Origin of the sequence: Pseudomonas sp. yb_2 (assembly GCF_043103905.1) — a bacterium.
Taxonomy (GTDB): Bacteria; Pseudomonadota; Gammaproteobacteria; order Pseudomonadales; family Pseudomonadaceae; genus Aquipseudomonas; species Aquipseudomonas alloputida.
In genome coordinates this window covers 20,898-42,937 of sequence record NZ_JBICKH010000040.1, presented here as the reverse complement: position 1 = coordinate 42,937, position 22,040 = coordinate 20,898, and the positions used below count along the sequence as shown (strand labels likewise).

General features: G+C 63.1%; 23 protein-coding genes and 1 pseudogene. 4 read left to right on the top strand and 20 right to left on the bottom strand.

Annotated elements, in window-relative coordinates; translation table 11 throughout:
- Positions 1–91: 91 nt before the first annotated feature.
- Both ACF8FB_RS10255 and ACF8FB_RS10250 read right to left on the bottom strand, forming a co-directional pair.
- Positions 92–817 carry a TorF family putative porin gene (locus ACF8FB_RS10255; protein ID WP_367250879.1) on the bottom strand — a complete coding sequence of 242 codons (726 nt, stop codon included), beginning with the start codon at positions 815–817 and terminating at the stop codon, positions 92–94.
- Between the two features lie 121 nt (positions 818–938).
- Positions 939–2,660 carry an amidohydrolase gene (locus ACF8FB_RS10250; RefSeq protein WP_392511275.1) on the bottom strand — a complete coding sequence of 574 codons (1,722 nt, stop codon included), beginning with the start codon at positions 2,658–2,660 and terminating at the stop codon, positions 939–941.
- A gap of 244 nt (positions 2,661–2,904) precedes the next feature.
- Here ACF8FB_RS10250 and ACF8FB_RS10245 point away from each other — a divergent pair, with 244 nt between their 5' ends.
- The 3 genes from ACF8FB_RS10245 (at position 2,905) to ACF8FB_RS10235 (ending at position 6,539) form a co-directional block, all read left to right on the top strand.
- A complete protein-coding gene (locus ACF8FB_RS10245; RefSeq protein WP_367250877.1) occupies positions 2,905–3,816 on the top strand; it encodes a LysR family transcriptional regulator in 912 nt (303 codons plus the stop codon).
- Positions 3,817–4,054: 238 nt separating this feature from the next.
- Positions 4,055–5,125, top strand: a complete 1,071-nt coding sequence (locus ACF8FB_RS10240; protein WP_392511274.1) for a C45 family autoproteolytic acyltransferase/hydolase — start codon at positions 4,055–4,057, stop codon at positions 5,123–5,125.
- A 55-nt stretch (positions 5,126–5,180) separates the two neighbouring features.
- Positions 5,181–6,539 carry an MFS transporter gene (locus ACF8FB_RS10235; protein ID WP_392511273.1) on the top strand — a complete coding sequence of 453 codons (1,359 nt, stop codon included), beginning with the start codon at positions 5,181–5,183 and terminating at the stop codon, positions 6,537–6,539.
- A 183-nt stretch (positions 6,540–6,722) separates the two neighbouring features.
- Here ACF8FB_RS10235 and ACF8FB_RS10230 read toward each other — a convergent pair whose 3' ends face one another.
- The 13 genes and pseudogenes from ACF8FB_RS10230 to ACF8FB_RS10170 form a co-directional block, all read right to left on the bottom strand.
- Entirely contained in the window at positions 6,723–7,451 is a 729-nt protein-coding gene (locus ACF8FB_RS10230; protein WP_367250874.1) for a TIGR03747 family integrating conjugative element membrane protein, read from the bottom strand.
- 24 nt (positions 7,452–7,475) lie between these two features.
- On the bottom strand, positions 7,476–9,602 hold the full coding sequence (traD, locus tag ACF8FB_RS10225; RefSeq protein WP_367250873.1) for a type IV conjugative transfer system coupling protein TraD: 2,127 nt from the start codon (positions 9,600–9,602) through the stop codon (positions 7,476–7,478).
- A gap of 9 nt (positions 9,603–9,611) precedes the next feature.
- Positions 9,612–10,031, bottom strand: coding sequence for an integrating conjugative element protein (locus ACF8FB_RS10220; protein ID WP_392511272.1), 420 nt, complete (start codon positions 10,029–10,031; stop codon positions 9,612–9,614).
- A complete protein-coding gene (locus ACF8FB_RS10215; RefSeq protein WP_367250871.1) occupies positions 10,028–10,582 on the bottom strand; it encodes a transglycosylase in 555 nt (184 codons plus the stop codon). Before ACF8FB_RS10215 ends, ACF8FB_RS10220 begins: the two co-directional genes overlap by 4 nt.
- Complete coding sequence (locus ACF8FB_RS10210) at positions 10,564–11,322, bottom strand: TIGR03759 family integrating conjugative element protein (RefSeq protein ID WP_392511271.1); 759 nt, start codon at positions 11,320–11,322, stop codon at positions 10,564–10,566. The genes ACF8FB_RS10215 and ACF8FB_RS10210 overlap by 19 nt, the downstream gene beginning before the upstream one ends.
- On the bottom strand, positions 11,294–11,962 hold the full coding sequence (locus tag ACF8FB_RS10205; RefSeq protein WP_367250869.1) for a hypothetical protein: 669 nt from the start codon (positions 11,960–11,962) through the stop codon (positions 11,294–11,296). Before ACF8FB_RS10205 ends, ACF8FB_RS10210 begins: the two co-directional genes overlap by 29 nt.
- The gene (locus ACF8FB_RS10200; RefSeq protein ID WP_367250868.1) at positions 11,959–12,465 is read right to left on the bottom strand and encodes a PilL N-terminal domain-containing protein; all 507 of its coding nucleotides are present in this window, start codon (positions 12,463–12,465) and stop codon (positions 11,959–11,961) included. The genes ACF8FB_RS10205 and ACF8FB_RS10200 overlap by 4 nt, the downstream gene beginning before the upstream one ends.
- A 131-nt stretch (positions 12,466–12,596) precedes the next feature.
- Complete coding sequence (locus tag ACF8FB_RS10195; protein ID WP_392511270.1) at positions 12,597–13,313, bottom strand: hypothetical protein; 717 nt, start codon at positions 13,311–13,313, stop codon at positions 12,597–12,599.
- A gap of 65 nt (positions 13,314–13,378) precedes the next feature.
- Positions 13,379–13,873 (bottom strand): JAB domain-containing protein, encoded by a 495-nt coding sequence (locus ACF8FB_RS10190; protein ID WP_367250865.1) that lies wholly within the window; start codon positions 13,871–13,873, stop codon positions 13,379–13,381.
- 67 nt (positions 13,874–13,940) lie between these two features.
- Complete coding sequence (locus ACF8FB_RS10185) at positions 13,941–14,198, bottom strand: hypothetical protein (RefSeq protein ID WP_367250864.1); 258 nt, start codon at positions 14,196–14,198, stop codon at positions 13,941–13,943.
- Positions 14,199–14,265: 67 nt separating this feature from the next.
- Positions 14,266–14,823 (bottom strand): STY4534 family ICE replication protein, encoded by a 558-nt coding sequence (locus ACF8FB_RS10180; RefSeq protein WP_392511269.1) that lies wholly within the window; start codon positions 14,821–14,823, stop codon positions 14,266–14,268.
- Between the two features lie 741 nt (positions 14,824–15,564).
- Positions 15,565–17,532, bottom strand: coding sequence for a DNA topoisomerase III (locus ACF8FB_RS10175; protein ID WP_392511268.1), 1,968 nt, complete (start codon positions 17,530–17,532; stop codon positions 15,565–15,567).
- A 101-nt stretch (positions 17,533–17,633) separates the two neighbouring features.
- A pseudogene (locus ACF8FB_RS10170) lies at positions 17,634–17,975 on the bottom strand (helix-turn-helix domain-containing protein); the annotation flags it as partial.
- Positions 17,976–18,115: 140 nt separating this feature from the next.
- Here ACF8FB_RS10170 and ACF8FB_RS10165 point away from each other — a divergent pair.
- The gene (locus ACF8FB_RS10165; protein ID WP_367250861.1) at positions 18,116–18,343 is read left to right on the top strand and encodes a hypothetical protein; all 228 of its coding nucleotides are present in this window, start codon (positions 18,116–18,118) and stop codon (positions 18,341–18,343) included.
- A gap of 94 nt (positions 18,344–18,437) precedes the next feature.
- Here the strand turns inward: ACF8FB_RS10165 and ACF8FB_RS10160 are convergent, their stop codons facing one another.
- From ACF8FB_RS10160 to ACF8FB_RS10140, 5 genes are all read right to left on the bottom strand, one after another.
- On the bottom strand, positions 18,438–18,866 hold the full coding sequence (locus ACF8FB_RS10160) for a single-stranded DNA-binding protein (RefSeq protein WP_367250860.1): 429 nt from the start codon (positions 18,864–18,866) through the stop codon (positions 18,438–18,440).
- Positions 18,867–18,870: 4 nt separating this feature from the next.
- Complete coding sequence (locus ACF8FB_RS10155; protein WP_367250859.1) at positions 18,871–19,365, bottom strand: DUF3158 family protein; 495 nt, start codon at positions 19,363–19,365, stop codon at positions 18,871–18,873.
- On the bottom strand, positions 19,362–20,117 hold the full coding sequence (locus ACF8FB_RS10150; RefSeq protein ID WP_392511267.1) for a PFL_4669 family integrating conjugative element protein: 756 nt from the start codon (positions 20,115–20,117) through the stop codon (positions 19,362–19,364). Before ACF8FB_RS10150 ends, ACF8FB_RS10155 begins: the two co-directional genes overlap by 4 nt.
- 150 nt (positions 20,118–20,267) lie before the next feature.
- Positions 20,268–21,485 carry an STY4528 family pathogenicity island replication protein gene (locus ACF8FB_RS10145; protein ID WP_367250857.1) on the bottom strand — a complete coding sequence of 406 codons (1,218 nt, stop codon included), beginning with the start codon at positions 21,483–21,485 and terminating at the stop codon, positions 20,268–20,270.
- Positions 21,479–22,030 carry a DUF2857 domain-containing protein gene (locus ACF8FB_RS10140; RefSeq protein ID WP_367250856.1) on the bottom strand — a complete coding sequence of 184 codons (552 nt, stop codon included), beginning with the start codon at positions 22,028–22,030 and terminating at the stop codon, positions 21,479–21,481. The genes ACF8FB_RS10145 and ACF8FB_RS10140 overlap by 7 nt, the downstream gene beginning before the upstream one ends.
- Positions 22,031–22,040 lie beyond the last annotated feature (10 nt).

The window sequence follows — 22,040 nt, the reverse complement described above, 5'->3', positions numbered from 1 at the left end:
TTGCGGCCCGTCGCTAGTGACCGCTTCGGGTCGAAAGCCGCCACCCTGCTTCCTTCGACCCATAACAGCCAGCTTGTAGCAACTCGCAGCTTTAGAACGTCTTGCTGGCCGAGACCACCACCGTGGCCGAGCAGATATCCTTGAAGCCGAGGTAACTGGCGCATTCGTTCTTGGAGAGGTCAGTGTCGATGTAGCTGACCGACCAGTCGAGCGACAGCATCGTGCGGGTTAGCTTCACTTCCCATTCGAGGTAGTCGTCGCGGGTGGCGCCGTCATTGGCGAACCAGCTCGGGTCCTTGTAGTCGTTGCGCCCGTAGCGCACCAGCAAGTTGGTGTCGTACGGCAGCAGCGTGGTGTAGCCCACGTAGCTATAGAACATCGACTGGTCGCCGTTGAAGTTGTCCGAATAGTTGCCGCCCAGCAGCACGCCCCAGGCGCGCAGTTCGGCATGGTACTCGCCGTAGTTGAAGTCGCCCTGGCGCGGGTACGCGTACTTGATGTACGAGGTGTCGAGGGTGACGTCGTCGTTGATCTGCCAGAAGTAGCCGGCGTAGTAGTCCAGCTCCTGGCGTGTACTGCTGCCGAAGCCGAAGTCGACGTTCGAGCTCCATACGCCTGCGTATATGCCGCTGGCGTGAGCCAGGGTCAACGAGCCCTGTAGGGCGGGATCGTTCTGGGTCTGGGAGATGCCGCGGGTGCGGTAGTCGCTGAAAACGCCAGCCTTAGCCTCGAGGCTGAAATCGTCGTTGAGGTCGATGGCATGGGCCAGCGGGGCGCAGGCGAGCAGGCCACCTGCGATTAGGCTGCGTACGGTCATTCGGTGCTTTCCATTTATTGTTGTTGTGCACGGTGTAACGGGGGAGGGGCGTTTTGCGGCTGCAGCTGCTCCCACAGGAACTCGTGTCGAGTCCGTGGAAGCGGGTTTTTCTGCGATGCGATCAGCGCTGGTAGATCTGCTTGCCGGCGAACCAGGTCTGCAGCACCTGGGTGTCACGCATCGCTTCGGGATCGACGTTGAGCACGTCTCGGTCGAGGACGATCATGTCGGCCTGCTTGCCCACCTTCAGTGAGCCGACCTGCTGCTCCAGGCGCATGGCGCGGGCGGCATTGAGGGTGTAGGCCTGGAACATGGTTTCTCGGTCGATGGCTTCGTCGGCATTGAGCACGCCCTTGGGGCCTTTGCGGCTGACGGCTTGGTAGATCGCCTTCCACGGCTCCGGGGTGGTGATCGGCCAGTCGCTTGCACCGGCGATGGTCGCACCGGCCTTGTACAGCGAGTGGGCCGGGTAGCTGTGGGCGAAGGCATGCTCATCGACATAGGGTTTGACCAGGTCGACGTTGGTTTCGTCGGCACTGGCCCAGTACAACTGCATCGAGGCAATCACATCGAGTTGTTTGAAGCGCGGATAGTCTTCGGCGCTGACCATCTGCAAGTGGGTGATCGAGTGCGGGACACCACTGTGCCGCGCACGCCGGGCCTGTTCCACGCCGTTGAGTGCCTCGCGCACGGCGCGATCGCCGATGGCATGCACATGCACCAGCCAGCCACGGGCATCGGCGGCATCGACCAGCTCACCGAAGTGCTTAGGGTCCAGCAGCAGTTCGCCGCGTTGGCCGGAGTTCTTGTAGGGCTCGAGCATCGCCGCGCTCTGTGCTGGCATTTCGGCGACGCCGTCGGCGAAGACCTTGATGCCGGGCAGGGTGAGATTGCGTACACCGAGGAACTGTTGGCGCACTTTGTCCAGTTCATCCAGGTCGGCTGGGCGGGCCTTGGAGTCGGCCATCAGCAGGGCGGCGATGTGCGCCGTCAGTTCACCTCGTTCGGAGAGGTCCTTGTAGACCGGCAGCACGCCCAGCGAGTCGTTCTTCACATCCGCGCCGGGCAGTTCGTTGGCCAGTGGGTCCATCCAGCCGGTGATGCCCAACTGCTTGGAGTAGTCCAGGGCCATGCGCCCGGCGGTCATCAGGGTGTCGTGGGACAGCGGCGGCAGCAGGTCGGTCACCGGGTAGTAGCTGGCGTCGGCCAGAAACCCGTTGGGCGTGCCGTCCTGGTGTTGGCCTATGGTGCTGCGCGCTTCGGCGGGCAATGCCGCGATGGTCTTGGCGTCGATCTTGGCGCGCTTGAGCAGGGCCTGGTTGGCCCACCCGGTGTGCATGTCGTTGGTGGCCAGCAGGAGAGGCTGTTCGGCCCATTCGCCGTGGTTGAAACGTTGTTCCAGGGCCGGGATGTCGTCCCAGTAGGTCCCCGGCACGCCACCGACGGCCAGAAACTCACCACGCACGGCCTTGCCATCTTTGCGCCACTCGCGCAGGCGCTGTTCCAGTTCATCGAGAGGGATCTGCTCGCCCATCAGGTTGGCCAACTCCAGTTGCAGGCCGCCTTTGATGGCATGGGAATGGGAGTCGAGCATGCCTGGCATCAGCACCTTGCCGCCTAGGTCGATGACCCGGGTGCCGTCGGCCTTCAGGGCCAGCACGGCCTGGTCCGAACCCACGGCGACGATCTTCTCGCCCTCCACCGCCACCGCCTGCTGTAGCGGCTGGCCTGGTTCGGCGGTGTAGACCTTGGCGTTGTGAAAGATCACGTCCACTGCCGCGAAGCTGTGCAGGGAGGTGCAGGCCAGGCCCGCGCTGATCGCCATCTTCAGGAGGTGCTTCATTCGATGCCTCGTTCTTGTTGGGATGGAGCCGCAGCCTAGCCAACGCGCAAGGCCGGTTAAATGCGACGACAGGCACAACTTTTTTCGCGATCAGGAAACAATCCCTGGCCTGTGATTGCCCTGGTGCAAGCCACAGGCCGCTCGGCGCCTATTCAAATCCGCGCCATTTGCGGGCTTGATGAAAAGGCGCGGATACTCACGCGCTCCCCTCCATTGCCTCGCTTGTGCCGAACAGGAAGAAACCATGGACAAAATGACGGCCCTGACCATCTTCGTCGCCGCCGCCGAGCACGGCAGTTTCAGCCGTGCGGCCGAGCAGTTGGGCAAGACGCCCTCGGCCATCACCAAGGCTGTCGCCCATCTGGAGGCAGAGCTTGGGGTGCGCCTGTTCGAGCGCACCACCCGGCGCATGGCGCTCACCGAGGCCGGCAGCCTGTACCTGGAAGGCGCGCGCCAGGCCCTGATGCACCTGCAACTGGTGACCGAGGAGGTGGAGCAGTTGCAGCACGAGCTGCGTGGCACCTTGCGCATCACCGCGCCGCCGTCGTTCGGCCCGGCGTTTCTCAACCAGGTGTGCTTTCGCTTCATGCGCGAACACCCGCAGGTGCGCCTGGAGGTGAACCTCAACGACGCTAACGAAGACCTGATCGACGGCGGTTACGACCTGTCGCTGCGCGATGGCCCCACCGACCAGCCCGAGCTGATCGCCCAGCCGCTGATCGAGAACCGCGTGATTCTCTGCGCCAGCCCCGACTACCTGGCCCGGCGTGGTGGGGCCATCACCTTGGAGAACTACGCCCAGCACGATTGGCTGCTGCTGCGCCATCCTCTGCTCAATCGCAGCTTCTGGTGGGTCGAGCACGAGGGCCAGACCTTGCGCGTGCGCCAGCCCACTCCTCGACTGGTGAGCGACAACTTCGACTTCCTGCTTGCCTGCTTGCTCGATGGTCATGGCCTGCAGTTCGTGCCCACCTGGTGCGCCGCGCCCTATTTGGCCAAGGGACAACTGGTGGAAGTGCTGCCCGACTACTGGCGGGCGTTGAGTGCCTTCGGGCCCTGGGTGCACGTGCTGTACCTGCCCCATCGGCGCAACACGCGCAAGGTGCAGGCCTTCATCGCCTTGTTGCATGAACAACTGCGCAGCCAGGGGCTGTGACCAGGCAGCGGGGCTCAATTGTTCCGCTCAGGCACAAAAGTTGTGCGGTTGTGGCGATGATCGACCGGGGGTGGCTCGCTAGGCTAGGGGTGGTCGCTTGAACACAGCGGCCACTTCGTGCCCGGTCCATTGCCCTGTCACTCTCATGGCAGGTACATGCAACAGGGGGCGAGGCGGCCTCACTCTTTCCAGAACAGCAACGATGCCACGAGCCTGCTGTACCAGGAGTTCCCCCGCAGTGAAGATCCACACCCTAGTCACCGATATCCGCACGCCCTCCGAGCGTGGTCGCCAGATAGGCGAGCGCTTCGCCGAGCAGATCCGCCATACCACCCAGCTGTACCTGGACTTCTTCCCGCGGGTGGGCGTGTCCCTGCGCGAGGCGCAGCGCATCGGCGAAAACAGCCTGGCCGCCCTGGAAGCCTGGAGCCCGAACCTGGCAGCCGAGGTGATCGGTATGGCCAGCGGCGCCGAGCTGCCGTTGTGGCAGCTGGCAAGCCTGAACGCCCGCACCGAGGTGCTGGCGGCGCGCACCCGTCACAGCGAATATTCAACCACTGTGCATGCACCGCGCGGCCCGCGTGCACCGCAGACCCTGCAGACCTGGGACTGGCATGACAGCCTCTGCCCCAACGGCCTGATGCTGGCGCTGCACACTGAGCGTGGCATGAACGTCAAACTGTTCTGTGAATTCGGCATGCTCGCCAAGCTGGGGGTGAACAGCGCAGGTCTGGGCCTGCACTTCAACATTCTCCATCACACCAGCGACAACGACAGCGGGGGTGTGCCGGTGCACGCGATTGCCCGCCGTCTGCTCGAAGACGCCAGCAGTGTCGAGGAAGCCATCGAACTGGCCCGTTCGGCGCGGGTCAGCGCCTCCACCGTGCTCACCGTGTTCTCCCGCGAGGACAGCAGCCCGCGTGCCGTCAGCATCGAGCTAAGCCCTGAGTGCACGGCGCTGGTGCTGCCGCGTGAAGACGGCTGGTTGCTGCACACCAACCACTTCCTCGACCCGCAGCTGAGCCTGGGCGAACAGGTCGCCGACCGCGCCGACACCCAGTGTCGTCTGGGGCACCTGGAGCAGGTGATCGGCCAGATGGGCAACGCCGATCTGCGCGCCCGTGCCGAAGCCATGTGCGGCGCGCAAGGCGACAGCGCACCGATCTGCTTCCACCCGGACATGGCCATGCCCGATACCGAGCGTTGGGAAACCCTGCTGAGCGTGGGGATCGACACCGAGCGCTGCGCACTGGAGTACGTAGCGGGCACGCCGCTGCAACTGGCCAAGGCTGGCTTCGAACGTTTCTGAGCCCACCCGGTGCCGCCTGAACAGGGCGGCCCTCCTGACACTGAGAACAACAACAATGCATGCGGAACATTCCAACCCTGCGTCGTCCCGGTCTGCGCTGCGCACCTTCTGTGTCTCCGGCATGGGCACTGCGCTGGAGTTCTATGACTTCATCATCTACGGCACCGCGGCTGCGCTGGTGTTTCCCCAGGTGTTCTTCCCCCGGATGGACCACCTAACCGCGACCTTGGTGGCCTTCAGCGCCTTTGGCGCCGGCTTCTTCGCCCGTCCGCTGGGCGGTTTGGTGTTCGGCCACTACGGTGACCGCATCGGCCGCCAGAAGGTGCTGGTCGCGACCTTGCTGCTCATGGGCCTGAGCACCTTCCTCATCGGTTGCTTGCCAAGCCATGCCAGTATCGGCGTCGCTGCCCCAATCCTTCTTGTGCTGTTGCGCCTGATCCAAGGCTTTGCCGCCGGTGGCGAATGGGGCGGTGCCGCGCTGTTCGGCATCGAGTCGGCGCCGCCGGGCAGGCGAGGGTTGTGGGGCAGCTTCACGAGCATGGGCATCGGCGTCGGTGGCATCCTTGGCGCTGCGGTGTTCGCCATCGTCAGTGCCGCCTTCAACGACAACCTGGTGGGCTTTGCCTGGCGCATCCCCTTCTGGCTCGGTGGCACGCTGGTGCTGATCGGCCTGTATGCGCGCCTGAAAGCTGCGGTACCGGTCGCCGCCCCCACGCTGAAGGCGGTCCGCGCACCGATGGCCGATGCCTTGCGGCAGCGTCCACGCCAGCTGCTGCTGTGCACCGGGATCGCCTTTGGCTACTGCACCATCGCCTATATCGGCAGCACCTTCTTCCTGACCTATGCTACCCAGGTGGGCTTCGGCAGCACCCAGGCGTTGATGTTCGACCTTACCTTGTCGATCGCCATCGTGTTCTCCGCGCCGCTGTTCGGCTACCTGTCTGACCGTCTGGGTCGACGCACGGTGATGGTGTTCGGTGCTGTGGTTATGGCGCTCGGGCTGTTCATCTTCTTCGAACTGGTAGGCATGATGAGCTTCGGTATTGCCCTGTTCGCCTACAGCTTGACCGGTCTGCTGATGGGCGCAACCCAAGGTCCCATACCATCGTTTCTGGGGGAGCAGTTCCCGCGCAATATGCGGTACTCGGGAATCTCGGCCAGCTATCAGATCGGTGCAGCACTGGGCGGCGGCACGGCATCTAGCATCGCCACTGCAATCCTTATCTTTACTGACCACAATCCGCTAGGCGTGGCGTTGTATGGAGTTGGCGCGCTGGCATTAGTCGCGTTGTGTTCGTTGTTGTTGCCCGAAGCATCGCGACTGAGCATGGCGGAAATCGACGATGAACCTGATAGTGTTGCAGGGGAAGCGAGCTGGTGCGGAACCAGTACGCGTTGGCGAAAAAATAGTTGAATGTGTATTTCTGGATAGGAGGCGTCCGAATCGAAGTTGATCGTGAGCTACAGAAGCTGCCTTCGCTCTTTACCCGCGTAATGCTTAAGGCAGCCCTCCCGACATGCGTGCCGCCCAGGTGTAAACTTGGTCTACTCATTGTCTTGGCTCTGCGAATGTCCGCAATGGGTCGATAGCGGACAGTCAAAGGTATTTTTTGAAGGTTGTAGCGGTGATTGCCACCATCCACCCCAGCAACGCAGCGCATGGCAATAGCACCCAATTGGGATTTATTGAGGTGGGAAGAGAGAGGTAGATCACCCAGGGGCTCACCATCAATGGCAACAATGTCCGTTTCGCTCGGTGGTAGACAAAGCTGCTCTCGCGATCGGCGCTGAATTTGCGAAGGTCGCGGCGCATCAAACCATCGACAGCGCCGGTGATCACGGCGAGCACGAATAGGGGCATGGCCAGGGTGAGGACGGTGAGGCGCACGACGAAGGTAAAAACGGTGAATAGGGCGGCCAATAGGTAGTCCTGCATCACAACGTACACTTGAGCAAACTGGCCCTGCACCGACATCTCGTGAATCAAGAGCTTGAGTTGAGTGTCTGATTGCGCCCAGCCAGAGCGGACCACGACCCATTCGTTAAGATGCTGAAGGACTTTAGCGGTGGCTTGCGCGGGTTCCTTCACGAGCAGCGAATTTTTGAAGTGATCACTGAGCCATCCCAGTTCACTGAGCCACATGGCATGGCTGTGATGCCAGCCCTGGTCGGGCCAGAACCACAGCATGCCCACGAACTCCAGGACGATAGAGAAGATCAGCGAAGCGAACAGCAAACCGAGCAACTGCAGGCAAAGCTCAAGCGTGCCGAAGATCAGTCCCGGACGTCTTTGCACAGGAGGTTGGCTGGCTGGAGTGGTCGGCATGGGGTCTCCACAGTACTCGCTCGCTTACGGCGCGTTCCTGTGCCCTGGTAGAGGCATCTCGGGGTCGAAATCGGCCGTTGGGGCACCTCCCGCGCTACTCCACCAACTCCCCGCGTTGGCGTTGTAGGACTCACGCATGCGCGCGGCCAAGGTCTGCAGGTCCTCTGGCATCGCATCATCGCTGGCTGGCTTCGGTAGTGGCATGCGAACCTTCCACAGTTGCCCGCCTTGCTGGAACGAGTACATTTGCCCCTTGGGCAAGGCGATGATGTGTGCCGGTTCGATCAGTGGCACAGCGGTGGTGGTGACCCGGTCCTGTGAGGAGGAGGTGAAGTCGGTACGGGCATCGGGGTCGGCAGTGTCTGTCGCGCCGGAGACCAGGGTGCGTGTCTGCACGTTGACCTTGGGCAGTTGGTTGGTCAGTAGCTCCGCCGTCGCGGTTTCCCGCACGCGCAGCATCTGCAGGGTGTTGAAGTTGCCGATGACCTGGCCAGCCTTGGCCCGGTTGCCGATACGTGCCTCGATGTCGCTCAACGTTTGGGTGTAGGCGGTGACCTGAATACCGGCACCGCCACCCTTGTTGATCAACGGGATAAACTCATCGCCCATCAGTTCGTTGAACTCGTCAGCGTGCAGGTTGATTGGCACTTTGTCGGCGGCGCTGGAGGAGCCTGGCAGGCCGTGGTCGATGCCATGTTTGTAGATGTGGCCGGCGACGGAGACTAGGTCGGCGAACATCGAGTTACCGACGGCGGCCGCCACTTCGGCATCCGACAAGGCGTCCAGGCCGACGTAGACGATACCGCGTTTGCGGATCACCTGTAGCCAGTCGAAGATCGGTCGCGGATCATCCAGGGCGGAGTAATTCGGGGCCAGCAGTTGTGCAGTCTTGCCACTGGTGAGTTTTTCCAACAGTGGCAGCAATGAGGCGACGATCTTGTCGAAGTAGGTGCGGTCGTAGCGCACGGCCGAACGTAGGCCGTCCATGACGGGGTCGAAAATACGCTTGGCGGTCAGGTACTGCTCAATGGCGACCACGCGCTTTTCCCGGCCAACCATGTGCCGCGGGATGTTCTTCTCGTTCAAGCGGCCTTCGATCTGCACGATCGCTTCCCACGCCAGCGGATCATGGCGGGCGGAGAAGTGCTGGGCATACTCGATGAACAGCGCGTCGATGTTGACCACATGGCGCTGGATCTGCAGGTAGTCCGGACGGCGGCCGAGTTCAATCAGGGCCCGGGCAATGATATTGACGAAGCGCCAGGCGAACTCGCGGAAGGCCGCCGAGTTACCCTCGCCACTCAACTGGCCGGCGATCCGGGTGGCAACTTCCGAAATCCGCCCGAAGCGGCCGATGGCGTTGTAGCGCGCGGAGATTTCCGGCCAGCCCAGGTGGAACACATAGAACTCGTGCTCACGGTCGGCGCGACGGGCCTCGACGTACATGCGCTTGAGCAGGTCTGCGTCGCCCTTGGGGTCGAAGACGATGACTACCTCCCGGCTTGGGCGGTGGATGTCCTGAGTGATGTACACCTCGGCCAAGCGCGTCTTGCCGACCCGTGTGGTGCCCAGCACCAGGGTATGTCCAACTCGTTCGGCCAGCGGCAGGCTGGCTTCCTGTTCCTTCGGCTCGACGCCGTGCAGTAATGGCGAGCCTCCCACCTGTGGTAACGGACGCACTGGGTTGAATGGGCTGTCCCAGGCAGTCAGGCGGGGCAGCAGCGACAGCCCCGGCGGAGCCTTCTCCAGCAGTTGTTCCATCCGTCGTGCCCACTGGTGGGCAGCCGACTGGTTGACATAGTGGGCCAGCGCCGGGTCCTGAGCTTCGAGCAGGCGCTGCGTGTGCAGGCGCGTCCAACGGAAGCCGCGGCCCATGAACAGGCGCTTGCTGCTCACCGGGATCTGCCGGCTGGTTAGCGAGTAGCGGGGCAGGCGGCGGATATTGCGCCGGTAGCGCAGGACGATCCGCGCCTCATTGAGCCGTTTCAGGCCGAACGCGGTGTACGCCAGCGCCATACCTGCCCCTACCTCGGGCGACAGTGCCACGGCCCAGGACGAGTGCAGGCACAGCGCACCGGCGCCGGCGCAGATCCCCACGGTGTACAGTTCCACCGCTGGGCGCAGCAGGGATTCCATCGCATGTTCGCTCATGGAGTTGCCTCACTGTTCCAGACCGGTCGGCGTGATCAGCACCGGGTAGTGCTCCAGCTCCAACCGCTCGGCGATGTCGTCGCCACTGACTGGCCAGATGTTCAGCTCGGGCGCTGTCATCTGGATACGGCGCAGCGCCCGCGCGCCGTCGACCTCGACTGCCAACCCGTTGGCCCCCAGCTCAAGTAGCGCGTGGGCGTGCCGGGATAACCATTCCAGGGAGCCGGCGTCCTGCCCCACCAGGAACAGTGGTGTCATGCCCGGCAGGGTCAACGTCCTTGGCGGTACGGCGCCAAGGGAGAGTCGAGCGCTGTGCACCGGCAGCACCCAATTCAACGTGGTGGGGTCGGGTGGGCTTTTGGACTCAGCGCTCGCGGCAAGTGACAGCCAGGGGCAGAGAGCTATGGCGACCAAGTGCAAACGGCTCATGGCAGGGACCGCCCTGGTGCCGTCGCGACGGATTGGGCGCTTTGCCAGTGACGAGTGAATTGACGGCGATAGCGTGCCGCAGGGGGACCGCCGGCGGGCCGGTGATAGCGGCCGGCGGCGACAACCCAGTCGCCGGTTTCGGCGTAGTGCGCGCGCAACAACTCGGCGGTGACAGTGAGGTTGGTGCGGGGATCGAGGGCATCGCAGGCGCTGGGGTAGCGGTCCGGGTGATAACCCAGGTTGGTTTGTCCCAGCCCGACATCAATGCGCTTGGGATCGTGATGGCTGAGCGCCTCCCTTAGCGCAACACACGCTTGGTCGCGACGGGCAAACCGCAGCGGTGAACCCGCAACATTCAGGGTCCAGGGCCAGGGTATGAGCCGCCCACGCAGCGGCGTGCCACTTTCCTGCAGGGCAATGGCGAACAGCACCGAGGCGGGGATACCGGCGCGCGCGGCTGCCAATTGATAGGCCGGCGGCGGAAGCGTACCGGCGTGAACGGCGGTGGCACCGACCATCGCCAGGGCGAGGATCAGAAGATACGCTGCCATTTTCCATCCACCTGCTGATAGCGGGCTGGCAAGGGCCGGCTGGCGCCCAGAGCAAACCAGCGGCCGCGGTCATGGTTCAAGGTGACCTGGCCGCCGCTGACCTGGCCAGCGGTGATGCCTGCGCCCTTGGCCCATTGGCGCAGTCGCGCATCGTTGCCTTGACTGTCGACCAGGTACACATCCAGACGCGCACCGGCCTGCAGCCATCGCTGGAGGTTGGTCACGCAGGCGGGGCAGTGGTCCTCCACGAACAGCGCCGTGCGGCTGCTGCTCGAGGGGCCGGCATCGTCACTCATGCCCTGCACGGGCTGCAGCCCCGGAAACATCCGTGCCCAGGCTGCGGAGTAGGCTTTCTGGTAGGCCAGTTCGCGCTCGGCACGCCTGGCTTCCAGACGGACCTGCAGTTCGGCGTAGCGCTGCCGCTCGTGATCCGAATTGGCCTCAACACCCAGGGTGGTGAGCGGGTCAAGCTGCGGCGACCAGTAATGGCGGGGGCCGGTCTGCAGGTGCTCAAAGGTGGTCCACTCGTCATCCGTCAGGCCCCAGGCCTTGGCCTGGTCTGCTGCAGACGCCTGCCGTGCCAGCGGCGACTGCTCGCTGAACTGCACCTGCGCGTCGACATGCTTGGGGGCGTTCAAGCCCTGATCGGCGAACACATAAGCCGGCAGTAGGATGAGCGCAACAGCGGAAAACCTATGCACGTTCACCTCCTCACGGGACGGGCAGGGTGCGATCGCCATGGCCCGGGACGTGGAACACGGCCTGGCCCTCGCGAATCGCACTTAGTTGCCAGCCGTTCAAGCTGTCGCCGGGCTGGAGCAGGTGCACGGTGGACAGGGCATGGGCGCCGGCAGGCAGAGCGGCCACGAACCTGACGGTGCCGCGCGTTTCGATACCCTGCAGGGTGAAGGGCGGCTGCGGCGCCTTGGCTTTTGATTGATTGCTGATGGGGGACGTTCTGGGCACAGCGGCGGCCGGCACTCTAGGGGCGGTCGACAGTTTCTCCAGTATCACTTCTGCCGCGCCCATGCGTTGCGCCAGGGCGGTTAGTTCGGCGCTGCTGGGTCCTGGTGGTACCGCTTGCAGGATCCTGACGGAAGCCGCCAACTTGTCGAGTCGCTGGCCGAGCGCTGCCTGTGCACTGGTGTGCTGAAGTTGGGCGTCTTCCAGTGCCGCGACTTGTGGCGGCAGCGTGGACAGCGTGCTGCGCAACTCCCCGATATCACGGCGCAATGACGGGCTGGGATCAGCCGGGGCATTGCGTGCGGCGGCCTGCAGCTCAGCCAGTTGCTGGTGCTGGTTGTAGCTTTCGGCCGCGAAGACGGCAGCACCCAGGCACAGGGCGCCGATCACCAAGGCCTGAAAATGGTGAACCTTCATGGTGCGGTCTCCAGTGTCGAGGGTGGTTCGGGCGTGGGCAGGCGCAGGGCGTAGCACACGCTCCGCTCGACTGGGTCAATGTCGAGCCGCCAAGCGGGGCCACCGATGACGGTCAAGGCATCCAGCAGCGAGATCGGACCGAGGTCGTGATGCACGGCCGGCAAGGGGCGGCGGAACAACCGCGCCACGGCAGGGCTGTCGGGACAGAGGGAGTAGCCCGAGTGCTTGAGCACGTGGCGCAGTGCTTCACCGACCGTCGCGTGCAGCCCGGGGGCGATCTGGACGTTGACCAACTGATACAGCGGTTGGCGCTGCTCCAGCGTTGGCCGGGTGCTGGCGAGGGTGTAGCGGTCCTGTCGGACCCAGGCGGGTACCGGGGACTTTGGCTTGGCCACTGCCGTCGGGGCCGGTGCAGGTGGCGCAGGGGGGGACGCCGGTGGCGGCGTGCTGCAGCCCAGCAACGTGAGCATCAGTCCAAGCGTGAAGAGGGTGGGAGTATGCATGGCCAGATCTCGACAAAAGATGCCGACACCTTGTCGAAAAGCCAGAGTGCGCCCCCACTAAAAAATTGAATCTCGCCGGCCGATTTACGCTGGCGCAACCATGATAAAGGCGCCCGGAGGGCGCCTTGAGGTCAATCTTCGGTGAACAACGGCAGTTCGGGGAGCGGCCGCGCATCAGGGTCGAAGATCAGCAAACCGGTGTCGGCCTCACCGGCCATCAAGAGCAGGCGCAGCAGCACCGGTGGCACATGATCTGCGCGCAGACGTGCAGTCACTTCCTCAATGCAGCAGTAGCTGCCGCCCGCGGCAATGTTTCTGAGCCAAGGCGTCGAGTACAGCTTGCAGCCCACCGCGTTGTTGCTGTTCAGTACGAAGCACTCGAAGAAGCCCGAGGGCGAACGACACCAGGCGCACACCTGCAGGTACTCAAACTCTTCTGCTGGCAGGTGCGCACTGCTGATTTCCCAACTGCGGCTGTAGTGCCCGGTTGCGAAGGACAGTTGGTCAATCAAGTCCTGTGCAGCTTCCTCACTGGGAAGATCGCTGACGTGTTGCCGCTTGCCATGATGCAGCCCAGTGACCTGATACAGCACCTGGCTGACGGTACCATCGGCAGGACATGGCATGCGCACAAACTCGGGTACGCTTTCGCCATCGGTGATCACCGCGAAGTCATCATCGAACAGGCACGGCTGGAAATTGATGCCGTCATCCGGCAGATCATTCAGGGCAGGGTGAAGGGATCGGTAGCAGGGCGGGCAATCGTCGGCGTAGCTGATCTGCACCACACGTTCGAAACTCAGGTCCTGAAAGCCGCGGAGGAAGGGATTGCGAAGGGAAGTGGACATGGGGGCGCTCCAAGAATGCGAAGGTCACCCCGTGCAGGCAGTGACCCTCCACGTGGTGGGGATGGTCAGATCCAGCCGTACTCGGCCAGCGAAAGCGGCGTGCCTTCGCCCACGATGATGTGGTCCAGCACACGTACCTCTACCAGGGCCAAGGCCTCGATCAGACGATTAGTGAGCACCCGATCGGCGCCGCTCGGTTCCGAGCAGCCAGAGGGGTGGTTGTGGCTGAAAATCACCGCAGCGGCGTTGTGCTCGAGCGCCTTGACGACGACCTGGCGCGGATACACGGAGGCCCCATCGATGCTGCCGGTGAAGAGGATGTCGAAGCTCAGCACGCGGTGCCGGGAGTCCAGACAGAGCAGCGCAAACACCTCATGGTGGTAGGGTGCGAGCTGCAACTTTAGATAGGACGCTGCATCGCACGGCGTGATCAGTTGTTCGCCGCGCTGAAAGTAACGTTGATCCAACAATTCCAGTGCTTCGGTCAGCAACGCATCCTCGCGGGCACGCTGGGCCAATGCAGGATCGAGACGCTCGACTCGGATCTGAGCAGTGTTCATGGGCAATTCCTCGTGGAAGACGGAGCGCCCCCGGGGGAGAGCCCCAGGCTGGTGAGAGAGTGGTGAGTCACTGACGCGTAAAGCGATGTCGAGCTCCGTGCAGTGGGCTGTGGCAGGCCTCGCACGGTCGGGTGGAGAAGACCTCAATGCCGGTGCCAGTGCAGGGATCGAAATCAGCACTCAGTGGCAACAAGGTTTGCAGTTCGCTGCGCATATGGGCGATGCGTTGGTCGATCTCAGCCTCGCTGTAGTACAGCGACAGTGCACTGAAGTCGTCATACGCGACTGCCTGCAAGCAGTCCTCGCATAGCCAGAAACTTTCCATGGCGGCCTCCGACACAGATGAACCACAGGCGCTCGGGAGAGCGCCTGTGGTTGCCGTTCAAGCTGCCTCAGGCAGACTGGCGGGCTGCGGTGGACTTGCGTGCAGCGGCCTGGGCAGGCTGATGCTGTTCGGCGTGAGTTTCGGGCTCGTCCACCTCCACTTCTACTTCCACTTCCACTTCCACTTCCACTTCAGCCTCAGGAGCAGCAGCGGACTCGGTTCGAGCAGGTGCGCGGTAGCTGAATTGGCCATCGACCTTGATCCATTCGATGAAGATCAGCCGGCCTTTGAGGCTCGCGCCGGGTTGCCCCTTGCGCTCGCCTTTCTCGTACATGAACGGATCAACCCAAAGGTCGCCAATGCGAAACGCGATGAGCACCTTGCGCTCCGCGCGGACGTCTTCCAGGTGTTCACGGATCAGCCGGTCGGGTTCACCGCTGGCGACCTTGCAGTCGAAGCGGGTGTACTCGACGTCGTCAGCGGCACCGTGCAAGGCGGCGATGTCACATGCCATGAACGCTTGCCCACGGCGAACGGGGACTTCGCGCACACGGTTCAGGTAACCGATGCCTTGAGTGTGCAGGTTGAAGTAGGTGGTAGGGGCGTTGTTGCTTGCAGTAGTCATGATTGATCTCCTGGTGAGCAGAAACGCGGACAGCCACCGGCCCTGGCGGCTGGTGAGTTCCGCAAGGGGACGTACAAAAACGTGATCGTTTAGAGGGCGCTCATCACTGCCGGAGGCAGTAACCGTGCGAGCTACCGAACGCGGATCGCACTTGGGGAGAACCACCCGAAACGGGCGTAGCCTTGAAGGTTCTGGCTACCGGGACGCTGTCAACGACAGCGGTGCAGCCTATCTATAAAACCCCGGGAAAGGCCCGTCAACTGCTGATTCAACGCGCTCTAGGTAAGCGGAAGTGGTTGGTGCTCAGTGGATTCTCAGCGGCGAAAAAATAGCCCAACGGTCGTCAGGCTAGGAGGAGTTGGACCACGCTTGACCCAGCAATCGGACACCGAGGTTCGTCGCAAAACCACCGCTATCGATCCACCTGAATCAACCGACCCTTGTCGTGGCCTGGGTCGGAATCAACTGGCACGCATCCGCGCACAAAAGGTGCCCAGTGTTTCGCCGGCGGGCACCGGAGCTGAGCATCGTCGCCGAAGCGGATGACCTGTACGACCTAGGATAAGTCGTACAGGTCATCCGCCTGGGTAACTTGAAAACACTGAGAAGCGATCCGAGGACGCTGAGTAGTGTGGCTCCGAACTCTAGGAGTCCGACCGAGCTGCCCGGAGCGAATCGGTCTTTGGTCGCCAAGCGGCGAAGGGCTTGATCACTACACCAGCACCGCTGGCCCGCGTCAAGTTATGCGTCTTTCGAGCATTTGGGCTTGGCCACCGGCTGAGTGCCCTTGCAGTCCGGGTAGCGGGTACATGACCAGAAGCTGCCGGTGCGACTCTTGCGCTGGCGCATGGCGCTGCGGCAAACCGGGCAGTGCGGCCCTTTGACGGGAGGTGGGCGCAGGGTCAGCGAGGCGTGTGAGCGGACCAGGCGGGTCAACCACTCCGCCTGCTTGACGAGAAAGGTGTCGACGCTCAATTGGCCCGCTTCGATGCGGTCCAGCGCCTGCTCCCACAGTGCAGTCAGCACGGGATCAGCCACCTCCGGTGGCACTGCCTCAATCAAGGTGTGGGCTGCGGCCGAGGCCGCCAAGCAGCGTTTCTTCTTGGTCAGATAACCGTGGTCGATCAGGCCCTGGATGATCGCCGCACGGGTAGCCTCGGTACCCAGCCCGCAACTGTCCTTGAGCTTCTGCTTGAGGCGTGGGTCAGCCACTTGGTTGGCGATGGTTTTCATCGCCTTCACCAACGTGCCTTCTGTATAGGCCTTTGGCGGCTGGGTGCGCTGGGCGACGACTTTGGCGTCCGTTAACGCCACCACGGCGGATTTGCTTAGCGTGGGCAAACGCTGGGCCTGTTCGCCGCCCTCGTCGCTGTGGCTTTCGTCGATCACCGCCTTCCAGCCACGCGCCAGAATCTGCTTGCCGCGGGCCAGCAGTTGATCGGTCCCGCTCTGCAGCAGCACCTGTGATTTCAGGTATTCGTGCTCTGGCAGAAACTGCGCCAGGTAACGGGCGCGGATCAGCGCGTAGACCGCCTGTTCGCGCTCGGTGAGCTGGGCCAGGTCCAGAGAGACGGCGGTGGGGATGATGCCGTGGTGCGCGGTGATATTGCTGCTGTTCCAGGCGCGAGAACGGCGGCAGAGGTTGACCTCTTGCAGTGCCTTGCCCAGGGATGGGCTGGCGGCGACCAAGGCTCGAAGGATTCGTGGCGCCTCGTCGAGCATGCTTTCGGGCAGGAAGCCGCAGTCGGTGCGTGGATAGGTGGTTGCCTTGTGGGTTTCGTACAGGGCCTGTGCGGTGGCTAAGGTTTCCTGCGCGCCTAGGCCCAGTTTGGCGGAGCAGATCTCCTGCAAGGTGCCCAGGTCGAACGGTAGCGGCGGTCCTTCGCGAACGTGCTCGACATCGATGCTCTGAACGCTCGCCGTCGCCTGCTGGTTCAGGCGTCGAGCCGCTTGCTGCGCCGCGACCTCTTCGATGCAGCGACCCGTGGCGTCACAGGCGGATTCCGGCGGCTGCCAGCGCGCTTTGAAGTTTGCGCCATCAGCCTCCACTTGGGCATCGACGATCCAGAACGGCTGCGGCAAAAAGCTCGCGATCGCACGGTCGCGCTCCACCACCAGCCGCAAGGTCGGCGTCTGCACGCGCCCCACCGGCAGCAATCCCTCGAAGCCAGCACGGCGGCCGAGCAGGGTGAACAGCCGACTCAGGTTGATGCCCACCAGCCAGTCGGCTCGCGAGCGGGCCAACGCGCAGTAGTACAGCGGCAGCGTCTGCTCACCCGGACGCAGTGTGGCCAAGGCGCGACGGATCGAGGCATCGTCGAGCGCGGACAGCCACAGGCGCGCGATCGGCCCCTGGTACTGGCAGCGTTCGAGAATCTCCCGGGCAATCATCTCGCCCTCGCGATCGGCGTCGGTGGCAATGATCACCTCGCTGCAGGTGCGCAGCAGCTGGCTGATCACCTTGAGCTGGCTGGCGACTTTGGGTTTGATGACCACTTTCCAGCGCAAGGGGATGATGGGCAGATGCTCCAATGACCAGCGTTTGTAATCGCCGTAGGCTTCCGGTGGCGCGGTTTCCAGCAGATGCCCGATGCACCACGTCACGGTGATGCCTTGCCCCAGTAGGCAGCCGTCGCTGCGACGGTTGGCCTGCAGGACGCGGGCAATATCGCGGGCTTGGGATGGTTTCTCGCAGATAAACAGGCGCATGGCTTGGCCCTCTCGGTGAGTACCGACAGGGTGGCGGGGGGATTAGGGAGTGCTAGCAAAAATGCGACGGCGCCGCGCTCATATCGGCGGGGACAGTACTCTTTGCGTTGTGCGAGGTGGCTGGCCAGCGTTTGCAGAAACTGCAGTGCAAACTGCTTATCCGCCTCGCTCAGCTCCTTGATGATCGAGGTGATCTGCTGGCCTTGATCCTGCGGGCGCGGACTGATGGCCAACAGCAGCTCATCGGCCGGGCAGCCATACAGGTCGGCCAATCGCAGCAGCTTACTGACTGAGAGCTCGACCTCGCCACGTTCGAGACGCGACACGGCTTCACCGGAGATCCGCAGGTGCTCGCCCACCTTCGCCTGGGTCAGATCGCGGGCGCGACGGTACTCCGCCAGCTGGCGACCAATGTGATGTGGGCTAGGCTCTTTCACTGGCAATGGGGGCACTCTCCAATTCGACCCATATGGTCGACCAGCCACCCAAAGATATGAACGACCTGAAAGGTTTACTGCCAACCCTATGAGGCGTACCACCGAAAATACCTGTAAGACCCGCCCGTCACTACGGAGGCAAGCCCTTGCACGGATCAAACCAGCGTCAGACGGATGCGCTCGCGATCAAGGCCTACGAGTTGTTCATGGCCACCCACCTGGAACCCGACAATGCCGAGGCGCGCGCCACGTTGATCACCTGGGTTCAGGAGAGCCCGGAGCACTGGCAGGCGTTCCTTGCCCTGGACCAGTACCTGGCAGAGGTGTCGCACGTATTGCATGGCGATGGGGAAGGGAGGTCCCGGCGGAGCTGAACAGTGCCCGGTAGCCTGGATTGCCCGCTGGGCAGGGCGTAAGAACCCCAGCAGTATCGCGCGGCGGGCGCTCGTTCCACTGAGTACCACGTGATCAACCGGCCGTGCGCGAGGCTTTCTTGCCGCCCCCCTTGCGCCCGGAACCGGCGTAATCCTGCGCCTTTTCACGCATGGATACCGACGCCAGGCGGTGCGGCAGGATACCGATGCGCCGTGCCTCCACCTTGAAGGTCACCCGCGCGTTGTCCTCGCTGTCCTCCCATTCCTCCTTGACGGTGCGTCCCTCGACCAGGATGCGCATGCCTTTCTGGAACAAGGTGCTCCAGTGCTCGGCGTCGCGGTGCCACAGTTCGACCGGAGCCCAGTAGCCGCCGCGGTCTTCGTAACCGCCTTCGCGCGGCACCGGGTTATCAAAGTACACGTTCAACCGCAGCAGGCGCCGCGGTTCATCTGGGTTGGTGTTGAACTCCTGAAACTCCGGCACGCTGCCGATGTTGCCTTCGCCAACAAATAACGTACTCATGGGGCTACTCCTCGGTGGGGGAACAGGAAAGGGCGTGTTCGGCGGCCTCGAGCTTGCAGACACCGGTATTGGCTTGCCGATACAGCGATTGCAGGCTGCTCATCTGCAGGTTCAGCACCACGCGGTTGGTCTCCAGTTGGTACAGCGCCTGCCGCAGCTCCGGGTGCAGGTGCGGATGAACCACCGCTGCCTGCCACACTTGCACGCCCATGCGCTGAAAGTCCGGACTGCGCCAGCGCAGAAAGTCGGTGCCCGTCGCGCTGTGCTGGATGACCAGTCGCAGGTCGAGCAACACGAAGGGTGGCTGCGCCATGATCGCCAGCATCACCCCCATCAGTCCGGCGACCTGGGTGCGCAGGCGCAGGATCGTGTCGGCGAACTGCTGCAGCTCCCCCTTACCCTTAAAAGGCTTTAAAAGGCCTTTTAGGGAGGCACCTTGTGCGAACTCACGGTAGGCATTCGTCGATAAGCGTCGGGCAATCGCCTCAGCCAAGGTCATGCGTCACTCCCTTCGTCCGAGACATCCGGTAGAGGAGGGGCTTCGGCCTCCAGCGATTCAGGCAGCTCAGTTACAGAGCCCGCGGAAGTGCGCACAATCGGAGGCGCGAACTGGGAGCGGCGGGTGCCTTCCAGAATGTCCTGGGGCGGCGTGCCAAACTTCTCGAGGGCTTCGCGGGCCCGGGCGTTGTTGGCGGCCATATCACCCCGAGTGACGCCCGCCAAGCGGTAGTGCTGCGCCAGGCCGAACAGGCTGCGCAGGTGATGGGCGCCGCCATCAATCCAGCTTTCCATGTCGACCCGACCGATCAGCGCCGTGTGGTGGGCGAGCAGCACACGACGGACCAGGGTGTCGTAATCGGTGAGCAGGTAGACCGCGAGAAAGCCGAGCTGACTGCCGATATACAGCGGCAGGGTAACGGGGTGGATATTAAGGTTGTCACCGACATCGACCTGGGTGGGCAGGTCGCGCTCCACCTGGCTGACCTGGTGGACCAGATTGCGCACCTCAGCCTTGGTCTGCAGCATCTTTTCCTCCAGCTGCAGCATGAACCAGTCGGCGTACGGGTCATCCTGACTGCTGGCTTGCTTGAGCAGATTGGTGACGGCGATATAGCCAGGCATGCCGAGGATGGGATGCACGCCCTCGCGGCGGGAGCGGCCCTGCCACAGCCGCGCCGCATGATGCGTGTGCAGGGTCAGGGTGATGCTGCTGCGCAGGGACCCCAGGTTGAGTTGGTAGTGATCGGCCATCGCCAGTACCTCGCCGTCGGAATGACGCCGACGATGGGCTGGTCCGTGAAGGCCTACGAGCATCAACACGAAGCTGATCAGGTCGCATTTTTCCGGCAGTGGACGTCTCTGGAAATGATTGCAGAGGCATTGATTCCACCGACGTCCAACCTACGTCGGTGCACTGACCCCGCGACAGCGTTGTTTCAGTTCCTCAAGACAGGAAAGGGCGAGGGGCGAGGCAGTACGCTGGCCGCTACGGCGTGATGGTTCGCTGGGTGGCCGCGGGATTGGCTGCGGCGTGGACGCCCGCGAAGGGGTGGGCGCCGAGGTCGACGCATCGGCGCGGGCGGCCCACAAGGTGAATTCGCCCTGGCATGCACGCTTGATCAAACCCATCAGGTAGGCGACCGGTTTGCGGATCTCTCCGCGAGCACAGCGCACCGCTGCTTCATTGATTACCGCTTGTTGCTGTTCCGGCTCGAGCTGACGCATTGCCTGGGAGGCCATGCGTCGCTCAGTCGGGTTCAGCGGTAAGTCTTCGGGCCATCGCGCTCGGCCAAATTCCACCTGCGCCAGTACCGTACTTTTTTTGCTTTTGTCTTTCCGTACTGTACGGCCAACGTCGGCATCCCGAACTCCAGCTGAAACCGGTGCATTGCCACAAGGTTCGGAATCGGACAGGGCGGCGCCAGAATCCCGAACGGGGTGGTGCTCGCCAGGTTCGGAATTCTCCGCATTGCCGCACGTCAGCGGCAGCGTCTGCTGTTGCAACGGCGGCACTGCGGCAACTAGCCGGTCCTTGTCGACCTGGGCCACCTGCGTATCGGCCTGAATTTCTTCAATGACGTGCTGCGTCACATCCCGCACGCCTTTGTTGGCATGGCTGAGATTCTGCTGCAGCAGGGGCGCGTAGCCGTTGTCGAGTTCAAGCTGCTCGGCCGGAGTCAACGGATCGCCGTGCAGCACGTAGACACAGCCACGCAGGCAGCCTTGGGCATCACGTGAGCGGTCGACCAGGCTGAGCCAGCGGGTGGTGCGCAAGACGTTAAGTGCGCGGGCAATGGTCTCGCGTGAGGCTTGAGTGCCGCACGGACTGGTGGCCAGATACGGTTGCAGGTCTTGGTAGCGCGGGGTTCTGACCTTGCGCTCGGTGATGAGCCAGCGCAGCACCTGCCAGGTATTGCGCTCCAAGGGTGTCAGTCGACGATCCAGCAGCAGCGCCATCGGCAACGGATTATTGTCGCCGTAGTAGATAGTGCGCACCGCAGGGGCCTCGCCGGTGTCGGCCAGCTTGGCCTGCGCAGCCTGCCATTCATTCCGCCGGCGCAGTGCGTCGTAGCACTGGCGCACCACGTCCTGCCAATCGACTTCGTAGAAACTCAGCACGGTGCACCTCCGTACAGTTCGACCTGCTGCCAGACCAGGGTCAGGGTGATGTGTTGCTCCTCGGCCAGCATCATCATCGTGTCCAGCGGGTCGTTGTCAGGGTCCTCCGCCCGCAGCTGGCTCCATCGGTTCCACACCGCATGCTCCTGGGCCTCGCTAAGCTGAACCGGTCGGCCGCGATGGGTCTCGATTTTCAGCACGCGCCGGCGCAAGGCGGTTTCCGAGTGGTCCAGACCGAAGCAGCGGTACATGATGTTGGAGCTCGCCCCCAGCTTGAGCGCGCGGTTGATCAACCGCTCGTTCTGCTCGTCACGTTCGGCTTGGGCAATGAGGCGACGCAGCACCGTGGTATCAACCTTTACTTCGACCCAGGCGATCGACGAATGCGCCAGGTGCGAAAGGGTGGTCGGCGGCAGCGACTGCAACACCTCGATGTCCTCATCGGCCAGCCCCAGGGCTTTGCAGCGCTGCAGTCGGCCATGGCGCAGCTCATGCAGCACCTGATTCAACATGGCATGGTTCAACAGATTGAAGGTCGTGGTCATGAGGCAGCTC

Coding starts and splice junctions, on each gene's coding strand:
- ACF8FB_RS10210 (WP_392511271.1), bottom strand. CDS start 11,322: ATGGCGATCGCACCCTGCCCGTCCCGTGAGGAGGTGAACGTGCATAGG.
- ACF8FB_RS10180 (WP_392511269.1), bottom strand. CDS start 14,823: ATGACTACTGCAAGCAACAACGCCCCTACCACCTACTTCAACCTGCAC.
- ACF8FB_RS10255 (WP_367250879.1), bottom strand. CDS start 817: ATGACCGTACGCAGCCTAATCGCAGGTGGCCTGCTCGCCTGCGCCCCG.
- ACF8FB_RS10230 (WP_367250874.1), bottom strand. CDS start 7,451: ATGCCGACCACTCCAGCCAGCCAACCTCCTGTGCAAAGACGTCCGGGA.
- traD (WP_367250873.1), bottom strand. CDS start 9,602: ATGAGCGAACATGCGATGGAATCCCTGCTGCGCCCAGCGGTGGAACTG.
- ACF8FB_RS10220 (WP_392511272.1), bottom strand. CDS start 10,031: ATGAGCCGTTTGCACTTGGTCGCCATAGCTCTCTGCCCCTGGCTGTCA.
- ACF8FB_RS10215 (WP_367250871.1), bottom strand. CDS start 10,582: ATGGCAGCGTATCTTCTGATCCTCGCCCTGGCGATGGTCGGTGCCACC.
- ACF8FB_RS10160 (WP_367250860.1), bottom strand. CDS start 18,866: ATGAGTACGTTATTTGTTGGCGAAGGCAACATCGGCAGCGTGCCGGAG.
- ACF8FB_RS10150 (WP_392511267.1), bottom strand. CDS start 20,117: ATGGCCGATCACTACCAACTCAACCTGGGGTCCCTGCGCAGCAGCATC.
- ACF8FB_RS10195 (WP_392511270.1), bottom strand. CDS start 13,313: ATGTCCACTTCCCTTCGCAATCCCTTCCTCCGCGGCTTTCAGGACCTG.
- ACF8FB_RS10245 (WP_367250877.1), top strand. CDS start 2,905: ATGGACAAAATGACGGCCCTGACCATCTTCGTCGCCGCCGCCGAGCAC.
- ACF8FB_RS10140 (WP_367250856.1), bottom strand. CDS start 22,030: ATGACCACGACCTTCAATCTGTTGAACCATGCCATGTTGAATCAGGTG.
- ACF8FB_RS10205 (WP_367250869.1), bottom strand. CDS start 11,962: ATGAAGGTTCACCATTTTCAGGCCTTGGTGATCGGCGCCCTGTGCCTG.
- ACF8FB_RS10190 (WP_367250865.1), bottom strand. CDS start 13,873: ATGAACACTGCTCAGATCCGAGTCGAGCGTCTCGATCCTGCATTGGCC.
- ACF8FB_RS10175 (WP_392511268.1), bottom strand. CDS start 17,532: ATGCGCCTGTTTATCTGCGAGAAACCATCCCAAGCCCGCGATATTGCC.
- ACF8FB_RS10200 (WP_367250868.1), bottom strand. CDS start 12,465: ATGCATACTCCCACCCTCTTCACGCTTGGACTGATGCTCACGTTGCTG.
- ACF8FB_RS10185 (WP_367250864.1), bottom strand. CDS start 14,198: ATGGAAAGTTTCTGGCTATGCGAGGACTGCTTGCAGGCAGTCGCGTAT.
- ACF8FB_RS10235 (WP_392511273.1), top strand. CDS start 5,181: ATGCATGCGGAACATTCCAACCCTGCGTCGTCCCGGTCTGCGCTGCGC.
- ACF8FB_RS10250 (WP_392511275.1), bottom strand. CDS start 2,660: ATGAAGCACCTCCTGAAGATGGCGATCAGCGCGGGCCTGGCCTGCACC.
- ACF8FB_RS10155 (WP_367250859.1), bottom strand. CDS start 19,365: ATGACCTTGGCTGAGGCGATTGCCCGACGCTTATCGACGAATGCCTAC.